This is a genomic window from Ensifer sp. Root127 (genome assembly GCF_001425225.1).
Lineage (GTDB): Bacteria > Pseudomonadota > Alphaproteobacteria > Rhizobiales > Rhizobiaceae > Ensifer > Ensifer canadensis.
Map to the genome: position 1 here is coordinate 109,344 of NZ_LMDX01000019.1, position 14,330 is coordinate 123,673.

Sequence of the window (14,330 nt, forward strand, 5' to 3'; positions counted from 1 at the left end):
CGATGCCAGACCACACAACTCCTCCGCCTCCACAAAACTCGATATCGGCGGACAGGGGGCATTCTTTTCACCCTTCGTCTGGCATCCGGCAACCAGCGCGAGACCAGAAAGCATTATCGCGACGAGCAATGGCATGCGGCCTCACTTGAACGGGTTGACGTCTTTGTATTGCAGCATCTTGGCTGTCTCGGACTGCTGAGTGAGCCGCATCTGCATTTCTGTGTTCAGCGCCGAAACCCCGCCGTTCGAGACACTGATCAGCTCGTTGATCGTGCGCGCCGTTTCCAGCTGCATGCGGGTATTTGCGTCGACCGAACCCTTGACGTCTTCGGCCGAGCCGATCTGGCCAGTTGCCGACTGCAGCGATTGCTCACGCTGCGAAACGCCTTGCGATGCCTGCTGGGTCAGCGCCGAGAGCAGGGCGGCCGTGTTGACTGTACCGGAAAAGGCATGGTTCATCGCCCCGGCATCCTCGCCTTCGACGATCGCCTTCACTTGCTTGACGAGCTGCAGCCCGTTGATCAGCGTCGCCGCAACGTTCTGTGCGTCGGAGCCAAGACCGCCGAATGACAGCGTGCCGCCGTTCATGATCGAGGAGAACGATGGCGCCGCCGAAACGGACATGTTGCCGCCGAGGCCGGTCGAGGAAATCCCCATCGACCCGTCGCGACTGCCGGACAGCGCGCCGAGGATCTCCTTGGTCTTTTCGAGGATGTTGGTGTTGGTTTTCATGATCTCGCCGGTGTTTTCGGCGTTCTTCCTGGCGATCGCCAGGTTCTTTTTATCGATCACTGGAACGTCGGCGAGGACCGGTGTCGAGAAGGCGAGGACGGTAGCCACGGCGAACGTCTTTTTCATTGCAGACCTCCTTGATCGGCCGCGTTTGCGGCATTCTGGATGAAGAGAAGATTGTTGCCGATCGCGCCGTCGGTGCCTTGGGTGGACATGATCGTGGTTTCCGCGTCTGCATCCACGACTACGGCGCAGCGTGGCCAGTCGTCGCGCGACAACTTCATCTGTTCTAGGATGACCGGATCGCAGCTGTACGGATTGACCTTTGGATCGGACTTCAGGGTTTTGGCTGTCTCCGAGATCTTCGACAGCTTCATCTGCATTCTGGCCTGAAGCAGCTCGTTGAAGAGCGTGCGTGCCGTGATCAGGTTATTCACCAGTTCGGCATTGAAGGCTCGCGCCTGTGTATTGTCATCCCACGCCTCCTGATAGATTTCCGAGGCCCCAGCGGACGCTGAAAGACTATCAATGCGCCGGCCCGCCTCCTGGACGCGTGCCGTGCTTGCATCGATGCCGAGAACGACGCGACCGACCGCGCCTACTGCCGCGCTATTCGAGCTGCGCGTAGCGCCGGAGCCATAGTCGACATAGGATTTGAACGACGGCGAAGAAATGTCCTCGATATTCGAGCCGCCGGCATAGGCGTTGAACCAGGCATGGTTCCGACCGACCTTGCCGGCCCAGTTGCTTTGCTCTGAAGCAGTCGAGCCGTTGTACCAGGAGGCTACGCAGGCATAGTCGGTGCTGCCGCATTTGTTTACGCCCATGCCGAGATATTTGACGCCGCCCTCGATGTTCTCCTCATTGATTTCGCGGTCGAAGCCCATACCCTTGCCTGTCTTCTTCGTCAGCTGCATGACGCCCTTCACACCGGTCGGAGAGCCGGAGCACGTCGATATTCCGGACTCGGCGTGGGCCACCGACAACGCAAGGCCGACAGGGACATTGTGCTTGTTTGCATAGTGCTTGATCAGGTCGACGTTTTTGGCATCCTCGTGCACCGCTTGCGCCGGTGAGCGGTAGAGACGGCGGTACTTCTCCTTATTTGAGATGTTGCAGTTCGTGATCGTCTGATCCTCGAGTTGGTGGCCTCGTGTCGCCGTGTCCTTCTTCGAATGCCCTTCATCCTCGGAGCGCTTTTCCTTCATGTCGTTGTCGTTAACAGGAATGTCCGCGATGGCCGCGGGTGCTGGTGCTGTCACCAGTGCAGCGGAGAGCAGGAGAAGGATCGTTCTACGCACTGGTCGCCTCCGGGAGGGTCCAGCCACAAAAATGTGGGAGCCAGGCGGCCGGCTCCTCGCCATAGCTCAGGCGTAGCGTCTGGCATTCGCGTACCGTTTCCGGCCGACCGGACAACACCTTCACCAGATCGGGCATCGCCGACAGGTCGAGCCGAGCGATAATTGAGTCCTGTGCATGCTTGATCAGGAACGTGCGGCTCGCTTTGTCCGCCTGCTTGACGAAGCTGAACTCCTTATCCGAGAGCCCGAAAGCTCTCCGGTAGCTCTCCTCATCGGCGGAGGCGTTGGGAAAGAAGATGTTGGTCATCGTCTGTTCGATGATCGTGTTGCGGAGATCTGAGAGCACCACGTCGGCTGCCGATTGCGTGCCGAAGCCGACGATGCCGTTCATCTTGCGGATGGTCTTCAGCCAATCCTTGATGAAGCCGGAGAAGACCTCATCATCGAGCAACCGCCAGCCTTCGTCGAGAAAGATCATCGACGGTCGGCCGTCGAGGATCTCCTGGATGCGGTGGAACATGTAGAGCAAAACTGCCGATCGCGTACGTTTGTCGGAGAGGATCTCCGTCATGTCGAAGCCGTTCACCGAGCCAGAGAAGTCCAGTTTGTCGGCGGGATTGTTGAACAGCCAGCCCTTGTCACCGGTGGTCCATTCCTTCAACCGGTCGGCGAGGTCGCCAATGCCAGAGCGCATGCGCCCTCGCATGGCCTCGGCGAGCATATCGAGCCGGCGCTGTTGCCGGTTAAAATCCGTATAGATGCTATCAATCGCATCGGAGATGACGGCCATCTCTTCGGCATTGAGCACACGGTCCGAAGGCGTGACCAAATAGGAGACGAGCGTCTTGCCAAAGCTTCGGTTGGCCGGCGTGTCTTCAAGCTGGAGCGGTGCAAAGCCAGTCGGCTCCCCCGGCGAAAGCCGTTCATAGCGCCCGCCCATGGCACGGACGAAAATCTCGCCGCCGCGGTCCTTGTCGATGAAGACGCAGCGCGGCCGTGGCTCGACACGCATGCCTTGCGCCAAGAGGAAGGAAAGCGCCACGGTCTTGCCCGATCCGGTCGGGCCGATGATGGTGAAGTTGCCGACATCAGCCTCATGAAAATTGAAGAAATAGGCGGTTTGGCTGGTGGTCTCCAACAGCGAGATGGGAACGCCCCAATGGACCTTATGTGTCTGGCCGGACGGGAAGTTATGCGCGGAGAACAGCCCTGCAAAGTTCACCGACGAGATAAGCCCTTGACGTGCGATATAGGAGAAGTTGGTTGGCAGTTGCGCCCACCAGGCGGCTTCCTGATTGAGGTCCTCGCGAACGGCGACAACGCCCATGCGCGCAAGTTCGGCGGATACGTCGGCTACGGCACGGTTTAGCCGCGAGAGATCGCGCTCGAACACCGCAACCGTCATGTGGTGTTTTCCGAACACGACTTCGCCCGAGGCGAGCCGGTCGCGCGCCGTCTCGATGTCGTCTTCGACCACCGTGCCGCCATCGTCGGAGTTTGCGATCTGCCTGCTGATCGTCACGATCGCCTCCGTGACGGTTGTCCGATCTTCCGGCGCGAAAGAATGGGTAACGATGAATTCGTAAGGCAGGCGCAGCAATCCGTCGAGCTGGCCGGGCGTCGTCATCGGCGGATATTCCTTGATCGACACCATCGCCGCTACCTTGGAGGTCGAGCCATCCGCCGACCAGATTTCTGTTGCCTTGCGGCCGAACATGATCCGACCGGTCCCGATATAGTCGGCAAGCGACATGCGAGGCAGCGGCATCGTCCGCTCGTCGCCGGCGGCGAGGATCTTGGCGAAAAACTCGGCTGGCTCGGAATAAATACCGCCGTCACGGGTAACGCAGGAAAGAATTTCCGGGCGATAGGAGCGAAAGTCGCCGACGATACCAGAGACCATGTCGTTTAGGTCGCGCAACGCCTCGCTGCTGGCTTCGACCTCATTGTCAGCCATGCGGAAGACGTCGAACATGCGGTCGACCTTGCCGGCGCGCCCGGTCATAGGCCGTCGGATGACCGTGAGGTAAAGCTCATTGACGAACATCGTCCGGTGCTTCAGCCCGTCCATGTAGCGGGCGTTCAGCTCGTCGGCGAAGGGATTATCGAAATCGCCGTCGATTGCTGGCACGATCTGACGACGGATGATAGTGGCGTAAAGGGCAAAACGCGACGATCCGAGCGACCGAACTGTCATGTTGCGGTTGGCCAGGCGCGCATTGATCTCCGCCTGATCCATCGTTTGGTATGGGAGGCCGGATAACCGGATTACCTGCAGAAACAGGCCGGATTTGGTGACGATCGTCGCTTCATCGACATGGCGGAGATACGGGACATGCGTGCCGATCCCCATGTCGCGGGCGCGTTCGCGCCCGAACTTCAAGTCGCGATTGACAATGTTCATGGGGCGTAGCTCCCCGCTTTCCAGAAGTGCCTGTTGCGGATCGCTCTGCGCATCGACAGGAACACCTGCACGACCCGGACGATGTGGATATCCCGCTGGCATAGGTAGAGCGCGACGAAGTGGATCGGCAGGACGACCAGCGGCGCCAGGAAATTCGATGATGCGATGAAGATGACGATCCCGAAGATGCCGTTCACCACGAACACGATGATATCCACCCCGAAATACATTGGAGGCCTCGTCAGCGGCAGGATGAGCGGTTCGACATCGGGAGCATCGTCTTGCATATCAGAGGCCCGCCGAGGACTTCATAGCGTCGACCAGCTCGGCCGCACCGAAAATGATCGCAATGCCGATGATGATCGAAATTGCAACCTGCCAGGCCATGCGTCCAGAGAGGAACAGAAAGCCGAGAAAGCACACTGCGATGATCATGAAAGATCGCGCGACGTTGCCCTGCAGGACACCGACGAACCAGTCAAGAATGCCTTCGATCGGGGCCGCAGATTGCGCATAGGCGAATTCCGGCACCAACGCGGCGGGCGTCGCCAGCAGCGCTAGTGACAGAATAACTTTGCTTCTCGATCGCTGCATCATGGGAAGAATGTTCATTCGAATGTCCTTCGTATTTTTGGGAGGATGGAAGTCGGGGTGAGCGTCGTTACTCCGCAGTCCACACGTGTTCCTCGCGCCATGGGGAGGGCGCCAATGCGACCGTCTCTTGTCGGTGCGCGCTACCGCTGCGCTTTTCCAGGGCCGCTGTTGCCTTTGCATTCAGCTTCCACCGGTTCATCACCTTGACAATGTACTGGGCGGTTTCATTGAATTCGGGGACGCCACCCTTCTGGTAAACCCGCTCTGGACCGGCATTGTAGGCGGCGAGCATCAGCAGCGGATCTTCGAACTCCCCGTAGAGTTTCTTGAGATAACGCACGCCGCCGCGGATATTGGATCGAGGATCGCAGCGATCGGTTACGCCGTAGTCGGACGCGGTTTCCGGCATCAGCTGCATGACACCGATAGCGCCCGCGTCGGAGACCTGATGTTTGCCGCCGGCGCTCTCAACGTCGACCACGGCGAGGGCCAGATCCGGATCTAGCTCCTCCTCGGTGGCAATCGTCCTCACCATCTCCAGAACGTCGGTAGTGTCGACCGCTTCACAAGCATTCGCCGTTACGGTCGACGCGGAGATGAGGAGAGGAAGCAGGGTAATTTTCAAATTCTTGGCCCCAGGTTGAACACCGGCGAATAAACTATAATTAATTCGCAATAGATTCCTCTGTCAACCTGGAAATGGCCATGCATACGCGCATAAAGCAACTCAAGGTTATCAGCCTTGCCGTCACGCTTCTTTCCGTAAGCGCGACACTCTTGAGGGCGGACGGTGAGGATCCCTATGCGGAGCCGTCCCCGAATTACCTTCGCCAGTTCGTACAGGAAGGGATGAAGATGTTCGTGCTGGAGCGCTTCGACGCCGAGGGCAAGCTTGTGGCGCGTTCCATGGAAAAAGTGGACGGCAAGGTCGGGATCGACGGCCCGGTCAAGCGAACGATAGGGGGCCGCGAGATCAGCCTACGGGGCCTGAACGCCTGCCCGTCAGAAAAAGTTCTCTATAATCGTGTGCAGACATGGAGCTGTGTCGATGCCGCGCGCGATTACGCCAAGGCTGTCTACAACGGGCGCGCCAGCGTCATCCTATGCAAGACCCTGCTGCTATCGCCGCCGGAGGGAGAAACAATACCAGCATCATGTTTCCTGCTCGTTGGCGGCAAGGGCGAGCCTTTCCGGACAGTGAACGACGATGACAGCATGGTCTTCCTTGGCCTGGCTGCAATCGGACGAACGCAAGATGGTCGTTCCCGGCGTCCTGACCTTGAAGAATCGCAATCTCTTTCCCAGTCCATGGGGTTTCGCAATGCGGACTAATCTTTTGCTTCTTATCGCTGTCAGTGAACAGCGGCTTCTGCTCAGGAGAAAACCACCGCGTTTGCTTCGGGCGCGAGTTTCGAGCAGTCCTTACAAGGTTTCTGAACCGCCTGCAATAAGCCTGCAAAGGTCGACCTCAAGCGCCTCGCAGATGACCGCAATTTCCCGAATGGTCAGATTTTTCCAGTCGCCCATCTGAATGAGTTCGAATCTGTTTTCGGCAACTCCAGTCAGCAGTGCGAGCTTGCGGGGACTCGTTCCTTTCTCCACCATTTGCTGTGCCAAGTGAGATACAATGTCTGCTGGACTCTCGATTGGCATCGCGGCCTCCCATTTTACGCTTACAACACCGCCAAGGACGAGCTCAATTATTAGATGCAGGTCCTCGGCGGTTCACGAAGCAAACTATTACGCATGGTGATGTAAATTATAATTTACGTCCGTGCGGTTTCGCGTCACGCTGCTAGACGAGATGCCTGCTATGTCCTGCGATCATCAGCCCAAGTCGCCAGTTCGGTGTAGGGTTCAGGATCGTAGACGTATTCGGCGGGGATTGCGGGCTGCGCCATCAATGAAAGATAGCGCCGGAGGTTTTCCTTGCTGTTGCTAGCGGCCAGCCCGTAGAAGTTCCCGCTATTCCACGTGATGACGCAATGCCTGAAATGAGCGTATACCGCTGCTGCCATCTCGGCTAACGTAACCTCGCTGTGGTGCATTGTCGCCAGCACCAGCTTGGACTTACGCTCTATTTCCTCGGCCCCGAAGTACCGGGACTTGAATCCGTAGTCCTTTTGAAACTCCCGCAACTGATACTCCCGGAGATCCGCCGCGCGGAATTTCTCCACGAAGAGCAGAATCCCATCTTCCTTGAGATGCTGCGCGACGAACGCGATCTGCTGACTTCGGTTGGGTGAGTACATTTGGAATGTCGTATCTTCTAGGATGATATCGAAACCGCCAGTGAACGGCTCAAGGTGGATTTCGGAATGGAGATGTTCTTTCGTCAATCGATGAAAGGGGCCGAGAAAGAAACTGGCGTGCGGCGGCTCGCCAAAAGCCAGGAAGCACTTGTAGTTTTCCTCGTTAGGGCTGCAGGACAAAGACTGGATCTTGCCTCGGCTCATCTCGGAAAGCGTGCGCGCCATCGTCCCTTCGGCGGTGCCGAGGCTATAAAGCAGAACCTTGGTCGTGCTCAGTTGGTTGTAGCGCAGGACCGCATGGGCCATACGGAATTCTTCCTCGACACGATAGGGAATGCTGCCGCGATAATGCTGATCGAAGAAGCCCTGGCGGCGCGAATGCAATTCGACGAGCCGATGCAACAACGGGTCGTCGGGCAGGAGGCGCGCATCCACGGTCGGTTTGCGAACTGGTGCGCCACCATTGCCGGCGGCTGTCTCGGCGAAGAAACCGGCTAGATGATTCAAACGCGGGGCACGGTCGCATTCGGTGAAAAACTCTTTAAAATTTTGCATCGCAATACACCTAAGCAGATAACCAGAGGGGCGACGCTGCCAGCTGCAACGGCAGTGGCGCACAAATTTCATGCGCTTAGATTTGCCTTTCCGCGGGCGGCGCCTTATTCCAGGGGTAATGCCGGTTTCGGCAACGCGCTTTCATGCGAATGCCACTTTTGCACGAAAGTGCCACGATCACAACTGCGGGTTATCCAGAGTTGTTCGGCAGCTGATTCTATGATCCGGGTGTTTTGAAACGAATATTGAGGGATTGCTTCTCTTGACGGAGACGTTTGGCTTCCAGCCTGATGAGGTTCGCCGTTCTAATCACAAGACGGTCGTACACCAGCACATGGATTCCCGCGTAGGTGCTGAATGCCATTGACCCGATCAGGACAGCCCGCAGCCGGAACAATCCGGCGTCAGCGAGGGCTTTCGTGACGTCGCCCGCGAATGGATCGGGACCGGGGAGGCCAGCACGAGCGTGCTAACCATGCGCCTCCGTTCCCGGATGTTGCCCTTGATCTCCTTATGGGCCTTCACCCGTTCCGTGATCGCTTCATCGGAGTGGGGGCCGACATAGCTTCGCTTGTCCTTGCCCTCTGGGGTAGGGAGATCGAAATACCAGTAATCACGATCCTTCACGGTTAGGGTCACGAACCATCCCTCCAGGGAGAAGTCCGCCGCGAATCGTGGTCGACGGCATCGACGGGCGGACGCATCATCTTGGCGGTATCGATTCGGCGCGACGCGCTACCTGACGGCGCGGACAAGGAAACGGCCCGGATCGAATGGCAGTATGCCGGCGAGTTCCGGCGCTATCATCCGTTGATCGCAACCATAGCCGCCCAGCTCGGATCATGCCCGAGCAGCTCGAAACCATGGGGCGCGAGGCGCATAGCCTGTGATGGGCAATCGCGTCGTGCCTGCCAAGAGCCTTAAATCTAGAACTCTAAGCCGTCGAACTCCGGCAGTTTGCCCGGAATGTTAGCGGCGACGCTGACGAGCGTAAGGGGCTCGACGCTGTAGGTGGCGTAGCAACGAACCTGTGAAACCTCAACTTGAAGTCCAGTTTTCGCGGCGAACTTCACGGCAGCGTTAAACTCGCGCATCGCCTTAACCAGCCGTTCCTTGGCGCCGCGCTGATCGCGAGTTAGCGGAAATTCCAGGATGTTTGCCATTCGCTTCTCTCGCCTTCGTCCTCAGATCGCTCGCGTCATCACCTGAGCTGCGACTGATGCCAGTAAGGCCGCCAGTGCGACGGCCGTTCCAAATCACACAATCTTCATCCGGCGCCTGGGCGCGTCATCCCAATCATGCCCCATCCGCCCCGCTCCAACTGTTCCTGCCGTTGCGGTGATGATCAACCGTCTATGGCTCATTGAAACATCGCAGGTCCCTACGCGTTTACCACGAGATAGAGAATTGAGGTCTCAAATGTCGATCCACATGAGAGATATCGGCGAGGCGGTGTTCGGATTGTTCCATTGGCATGCTGCTGAAGTAGAGCCCGGCCTAACCGACGATCAGCGGTTGCTCATTGCGGCCTATCGATCCGGTCAGGTGCCGGAGGCCGCTTGGCAGGAGCACTTGGAACACGATCCGGTGCTCGCACAATATTGGCGGACAAATCCGAGGCATTGAACCTGGATTGCACTCCGCGGGGTTCTGCTGGCTCTAATCAGATTGCCAACGCCAGCAAAGTCGCGCCAATGATCAGCAAACCAGAAACCGTCAATCGCACGATCATCAGTAGATCGTGATCGTAATCCTTTTTCTCTCGCTCTGTGTGACGCATTTCAGCCTCCTCGCGTCGTTCCACTAGGAAAACGCCGCTCCTTGGCTGAAGTTGCAATTACGCACGGCGGCCTACTACCACCTCGCGTTCTTTCGGCATTAGGTAGCAAAAACCACCAATTGTCGCTTACAGGTTTGAACTAAAAGAGAAACTTTCCGCCAATCCAACTGCTTATGCTGGCGTTGGTGGGCGGCAACAGGGCGATGGCTCTGGGCCGAAGCGGAATTGGAGGTCGTGCTCCAAAGTTAAAGGCCGACCACTTGGCGAGCGGTCGGCCTCCAATCAGTTTTTGGCACTCGGCGATCAGGCAGCTATGTGTTGCTTCTCTTCCCTGTCCACGAACTCGATACGGAGCGTTTTGCCGAACACGGCCGCAGCCCTGCACAGGGTGTGCATCGAGATGCTCGTGTTCACCGGATCAAGCAAGCGATTCACCTGCGTCCGGCTCGTTTGCATCGCCTCCGCGAATTCCGACTTTGACATTCCCCGCTTGGCGATGTTCTGTTCCATTTGCCAAGCAATAACTCTTTTGATGGCGAGTTCATCAACTTCGTTAAGGATGCCCTCTTCTTCCAAGAAGCTCTCAAAGCTCGAACCAATTGGGCTAATCAGGTCATCTTCGCTCATTTTTTGCGCTCCTTTTTCTTCTTCAGTTGCTCAAGTCTTCGTTCGGACTCTCGTTTCCTATCACGTGCAGTATCGACGTCGACTTTCGGTGGCACCTGATCTTTCTTAATGATCCCGTGCAAAAGGATCATTCGCGATCCTTCCATGTAGAAGAACACCCTGGCGATTTTATCGCTGAGAGTGGTTCTAACCTCCCAAAGGCCGTCGCCAAAGCTATCGCAAGTCGGCATCCCCAAAGGCCATCCATACTCAGTCGTTCGAACATCGGCCGCTATCGCTTTGCGCTCATCAAACGTCAGGGTTTTAAGCCATTCTCGAACGGGTTCCTTGCCTCTCGGCGTCTGATAGAATTCCGCGACGATTGTCTTCTTGGGCCGATCGACTGCTTTCTTCATAACGAGGTGTACCAAAAATGGTTCATCGGAACAAGCCTTTTCTTTTGCAATCTGTAGGAAGTGGCCATTACGCGCTTTCGGTTGAAAAATGGTTCATATACACGCACAAAAACGAATGCTCGTTCGTTGGTATGAACGTTTGAAGGTCGCGTAGCCGAATGCGAGGCAGCAGGGCGCGTGTGACAGTTTTCTTCGATTAACCATTTGCGCCTCGTCGCGATCGACTCCGGGAAGGATTCCAGATAAGAACCTGGGCATGTTCAGGATGATACGGATACAGCTCTGATCTCCCCGCGGTCATTTTCGGCCGCCGATCCGCTGTGCCTGCCGTCAACTTCTGGAGCCTGAACATGCCCCTCAACGCCATCACTACCTCTGTCCATCGTCCGCACGCTGCGGTGTTGGCCGTCAGTGCCTTGGGCGGGGGCTTGGAAATACGCCCGAGCTTACTCCGGATCGCGGAGGGGTTGAGCCATGGCGAACCCCGACGACACGCCCAAGGGCCAGCATTTCCTGCTGTCGCCAGAGTGCAGAACGCTGACGGTGCTCGATCTCGCTAAGATGCGGGATACGACTGCCTACAACTGGTTTAAGCGCCTGCGCTGGCACGAGACGGAAGGCGATCCTTACTGCCCCAAGTGCGGAACGCTGCGCTGCCATACGATGAGCCGCAACCGCTTCAAATGCACCGAGAAGACCTGCAAGGCGGTGTTCAGCGTCACCTCTGGCACAGTGTTCCACGCCCGCAAGCTGAGCTTCAAGAAGATGCTCATCGCCATCTGGTTCTCGGCGAACTCGGTGAAAGGCAAGGCTGCGCTCCAGCTCTCGCGCGAGATCGGTGTTCAGTACAAGACCGCCTGGGTCCTCCTGATGAAGCTGCGCGAGGCGATCGCCTGGCGCAGGGAGGAGATGGTGCTGGATGGCGAGGTGGAGATTGACGGCAAGTACGCTGGCGGCCACATCCGTCCTGAAAACAAGGCCGAGGATCGCATCGACCGCCGCCTCAAGAAATACCAGAACATGAAGCGTCTGTGCGCTCTTGCGATCCGCCAGCGCGGACTGGGAGGGCAGACGTTCACCCGGATCATCCGAGACGAAGACAGCAACGCAGCCTGGGCTGCCGTCCGTGATCACGTGTCGAGGGAAGCAACGGTCTTCGCGGACGAGCATGGCAGCTATAACGACCTGGCTGGCCTGAACGAGCTGCAACGCGTCAACCATTCGAAGGCCTATCAGACCGACGATGGCACGAACACCAACCAGGTCGAGAGTTTCTTCTCGCGCGTCCAACGGGCCTATGTCGGCATCCACCATCGGTTTTCGTTGAAATACTTCGACTGGTACGTGGCTGAGCTCGCGTGGCGCGAGGATTGCCGACAGGTGAGCAATCGGAGTCATACGTTCCAGGTGCTTGGCAGGGCACTGTCTCGCCCTACGTCGCGCTATCTGTGTGGGTACTGGCAGGGTAACAAACCGCCTGACCTGATCTGGGAAGGCTAAGCGGCGACCTCCCACAGAACCTTACGACCGTCGAACTGGCCGGACTGCCGAACGCGTCCCGCAGATGTCAGTTGGGTAAGGACCGCCGACAGGCGGTGTGCGATGTCTGAGAGATTGGCTGGCTCGCTCGCGATGCCGATCTTGGCTGCAAACTTCGCTGCGCAGTCGGTCACCGAAATCGGTTCCCCTGCCTCGCGCAGGACCTCCAAGACGGCTTGGCGCTTGTTTACGCCGTTCAGGGCCGCTTTCACCTCCGACGATAACGGCTTTGCCTTTCGAGAGCGGTTACCCTGTTTAGGTCCCGTCAGCGCCGATCCCTGATAGTCGGGCTCGTAGCTCAGGATGACGCGGTCCAGCGCTCTCATCAGTTCCTGAATGTCTACCCGCTCCCTTTCAAGCTGCTGCAGCCTGTCAGTTAAGGCGACTCGCTTCTGCTTCAACTCGTACGCTACACTCATTCGAGGCTCCGTTTTTCACCGGAAACCAGGGTAGTCGGGATGCCATTTCAGGTCTGGTGGTTTTTGCTACCTAATGCCGCGTTCTTTTCACCTTCGATCATCGCTACCGCGTCTGCTTCCATGGCGCGGCACATGGTCTCTTATTCGGCCAGCAGCTCAGCGCGGACCGGATCCTCATTGCGCAGATCGTCGACCATCAAAACCAAAGTGGCGTAGCATTCGCAGAGACTGAGGGAATGCCAGCCATGGCGGCGAGGGCGTGTTGCTCACATAACGCTCGAAAAGCCGGCTCTGTTGCACATCAATCAATGCTCGCAACGCTGGAAGCCTCAATTTCAGACGGGATCTACCGATCCTTTCAAGGTCCATAGGGGCCTGATGCCTTGCCCCGACAGCCGACGCCTCGCGAGCTCTACTCGGCTCAGGGTTTCCCGGCCGACTACAAGATCGATTCCGATATCAATGGCCGCCCTTTCCCAAAGAACGTTCAGGTCTCGTGCGTCGGCAATTAGGTCTCACCTCCGGTGGCCGCTGCAATCGGTCCCTCGCTGCCCTCGAAAAGCGCGAGGCACCGGCATGATTCAGTTTCTCACCTCGGGCAGGGCAACATCAACGTTGTCGCAGGATGCCGGCCTCCTTGGCGGCGGCTTCAAACGCCGCCCTTGCTTGCGCGCCAGGGACTATTCCTTTGGCGGCATCCAGGCAGGCCTTCCGAGCTGTTGCGTAACTCGCGCTCTTCGTGTCGGGCCAGGACTTCATCAGGAACGCGACCGCCTCTCGGGCGCTCCTAATGACTTGAAAACGATCATCAATCTTCAACTCAACATTTTCATCCCAGATGGTGATCATCGTGTCCTCCGTTGGGCAGGTTTCCAAAAAACGCATATTAGAGGGATCTGTTCCAAGGCCGCGATCCTGCCGAAATTTTGGGTGGCAGGATGAGGCTCTTCCCCGACATGTGGCCCTTCGGCGACTTGCCGCCGCACTCCAATCTTTGGTGATTCCCTGGCTGTTCTGATTGCGAACCTCGATTAGAGGGAAAACTCGCCGGGCCTTAGGGAGGATGTCACCGCCTCCCGCCATAGCCTAATATTGCCTGAACTTCGGTGCTGACACCTTGCGAAAAGGGACAGGGACGCCATAGCTGGTCCAATGAGCATCGCCGCAGCCCACTATGAAATCTTCTACAAGGAAATCGCCGAGAGCGGGGTCGTTTGGACCATACGTGACGACGCGGGCTTTCCAACTTCGACAAACCAATCAAACGAAGCCGCCATGCCTTTCTGGTCGTCAGAAACTCGGGCTCGGCTCACTATTGAGACTGTTGCGTCGTATCGCGACTTTACGCCACACCAGCTTACCTTGGAGGTGTTTCGCGATCGCTGGTTGGTAGGGTTGGAGAAGGATGCCCTTAGGGTTGGCATAAACTGGAGCGGTGAGCGTGCGACTGGCTTCGATGTAGCGCCCGTCGACGTTCGCAGAAGGCTTGCATCCGGCTCGTAGAAGAAATACATCCAAAATCAGGCGGCCGAAACCGCCCTTTCTCGCGCCCGGTAGGACCTCCAGGAAGCGTCCATATTGAAGCGTTGGTTCGTTTGATGGGTGCGCTTTGAAGTTTGTACCGGGAATTGCCTGCGGGTTTCGGTAAAGTCCGGACAGGGTTTCCGGTAATCTCCGGACACAGTTTTCAGTAATTCCCGGACAGTGATTCCGCTAAATCCCGGACAGTTTT

The 14,330-nt window shown here is 57.5% G+C and carries 16 protein-coding genes and 1 pseudogene; 3 read left to right on the forward strand and 14 right to left on the reverse strand.

Annotation, left to right across the window (positions count from 1 at the left end; all coding sequences use genetic code 11):
- Positions 1–141 precede the first annotated feature (141 nt).
- The 6 genes from ASD03_RS20920 to ASD03_RS20945 are packed head-to-tail and all read right to left on the reverse strand — an operon-like array spanning position 142 to position 5,656.
- Positions 142–858: a type IV secretion system protein gene (locus ASD03_RS20920; RefSeq protein ID WP_057216039.1), complete on the reverse strand. Its 717-nt coding sequence runs from the start codon at positions 856–858 to the stop codon at positions 142–144.
- On the reverse strand, positions 855–2,033 hold the full coding sequence (locus tag ASD03_RS20925) for a transglycosylase SLT domain-containing protein (protein ID WP_057216047.1): 1,179 nt from the start codon (positions 2,031–2,033) through the stop codon (positions 855–857). The genes ASD03_RS20920 and ASD03_RS20925 overlap by 4 nt, the downstream gene beginning before the upstream one ends.
- Positions 2,026–4,437, reverse strand: coding sequence for a VirB4 family type IV secretion/conjugal transfer ATPase (locus tag ASD03_RS20930; RefSeq protein ID WP_057216049.1), 2,412 nt, complete (start codon positions 4,435–4,437; stop codon positions 2,026–2,028). Before ASD03_RS20930 ends, ASD03_RS20925 begins: the two co-directional genes overlap by 8 nt.
- Positions 4,434–4,724 carry a VirB3 family type IV secretion system protein gene (locus ASD03_RS20935; RefSeq protein ID WP_057216052.1) on the reverse strand — a complete coding sequence of 97 codons (291 nt, stop codon included), beginning with the start codon at positions 4,722–4,724 and terminating at the stop codon, positions 4,434–4,436. The genes ASD03_RS20930 and ASD03_RS20935 overlap by 4 nt, the downstream gene beginning before the upstream one ends.
- 1 nt (position 4,725) lies before the next feature.
- On the reverse strand, positions 4,726–5,049 hold the full coding sequence (locus ASD03_RS38020; protein WP_057216055.1) for a TrbC/VirB2 family protein: 324 nt from the start codon (positions 5,047–5,049) through the stop codon (positions 4,726–4,728).
- A gap of 49 nt (positions 5,050–5,098) precedes the next feature.
- A complete protein-coding gene (locus ASD03_RS20945) occupies positions 5,099–5,656 on the reverse strand; it encodes a lytic transglycosylase domain-containing protein (protein ID WP_082555490.1) in 558 nt (185 codons plus the stop codon).
- 80 nt (positions 5,657–5,736) lie between these two features.
- Between ASD03_RS20945 and ASD03_RS20950 the strand changes: the two genes are divergently transcribed.
- Positions 5,737–6,363 carry a hypothetical protein gene (locus tag ASD03_RS20950; RefSeq protein ID WP_057216060.1) on the forward strand — a complete coding sequence of 209 codons (627 nt, stop codon included), beginning with the start codon at positions 5,737–5,739 and terminating at the stop codon, positions 6,361–6,363.
- Between the two features lie 90 nt (positions 6,364–6,453).
- Here the strand turns inward: ASD03_RS20950 and ASD03_RS20955 are convergent, their stop codons facing one another.
- The 4 genes and pseudogenes from ASD03_RS20955 to ASD03_RS20970 form a co-directional block, all read right to left on the reverse strand.
- On the reverse strand, positions 6,454–6,684 hold the full coding sequence (locus ASD03_RS20955; RefSeq protein ID WP_156408035.1) for a helix-turn-helix domain-containing protein: 231 nt from the start codon (positions 6,682–6,684) through the stop codon (positions 6,454–6,456).
- A 158-nt stretch (positions 6,685–6,842) separates the two neighbouring features.
- Entirely contained in the window at positions 6,843–7,838 is a 996-nt protein-coding gene (locus ASD03_RS20960; protein WP_057216110.1) for a class I SAM-dependent methyltransferase, read from the reverse strand.
- A gap of 337 nt (positions 7,839–8,175) precedes the next feature.
- Positions 8,176–8,513 (reverse strand): annotated as a pseudogene (locus ASD03_RS20965) (GSU2403 family nucleotidyltransferase fold protein); the annotation flags it as partial.
- Positions 8,514–8,764: 251 nt separating this feature from the next.
- The gene (locus ASD03_RS20970; RefSeq protein ID WP_057210353.1) at positions 8,765–9,001 is read right to left on the reverse strand and encodes a hypothetical protein; all 237 of its coding nucleotides are present in this window, start codon (positions 8,999–9,001) and stop codon (positions 8,765–8,767) included.
- A 256-nt stretch (positions 9,002–9,257) separates the two neighbouring features.
- On the opposite strand from ASD03_RS20970, the gene ASD03_RS20975 reads away from it, so the two are divergent.
- Positions 9,258–9,464, forward strand: coding sequence for a hypothetical protein (locus ASD03_RS20975; RefSeq protein WP_057216068.1), 207 nt, complete (start codon positions 9,258–9,260; stop codon positions 9,462–9,464).
- A 457-nt stretch (positions 9,465–9,921) separates the two neighbouring features.
- Here ASD03_RS20975 and ASD03_RS20980 read toward each other — a convergent pair whose 3' ends face one another.
- Both ASD03_RS20980 and ASD03_RS20985 read right to left on the reverse strand, forming a co-directional pair.
- Entirely contained in the window at positions 9,922–10,245 is a 324-nt protein-coding gene (locus ASD03_RS20980) for an XRE family transcriptional regulator (protein ID WP_057216070.1), read from the reverse strand.
- A complete protein-coding gene (locus tag ASD03_RS20985; RefSeq protein ID WP_057216113.1) occupies positions 10,242–10,640 on the reverse strand; it encodes a type II toxin-antitoxin system RelE/ParE family toxin in 399 nt (132 codons plus the stop codon). The genes ASD03_RS20980 and ASD03_RS20985 overlap by 4 nt, the downstream gene beginning before the upstream one ends.
- Before the next feature lie 474 nt (positions 10,641–11,114).
- On the opposite strand from ASD03_RS20985, the gene ASD03_RS20990 reads away from it, so the two are divergent.
- A complete protein-coding gene (locus ASD03_RS20990; RefSeq protein ID WP_057216073.1) occupies positions 11,115–12,140 on the forward strand; it encodes an IS1595 family transposase in 1,026 nt (341 codons plus the stop codon).
- Here the strand turns inward: ASD03_RS20990 and ASD03_RS20995 are convergent.
- Together ASD03_RS20995 and ASD03_RS21000 are read right to left on the reverse strand one after the other, a co-directional pair.
- Complete coding sequence (locus tag ASD03_RS20995; protein WP_057216075.1) at positions 12,137–12,598, reverse strand: hypothetical protein; 462 nt, start codon at positions 12,596–12,598, stop codon at positions 12,137–12,139. The genes ASD03_RS20990 and ASD03_RS20995 overlap by 4 nt on opposite strands.
- 609 nt (positions 12,599–13,207) lie before the next feature.
- Positions 13,208–13,447 (reverse strand): DUF982 domain-containing protein, encoded by a 240-nt coding sequence (locus ASD03_RS21000; RefSeq protein ID WP_057216076.1) that lies wholly within the window; start codon positions 13,445–13,447, stop codon positions 13,208–13,210.
- Between the last annotated feature and the right edge of the window lie 883 nt (positions 13,448–14,330).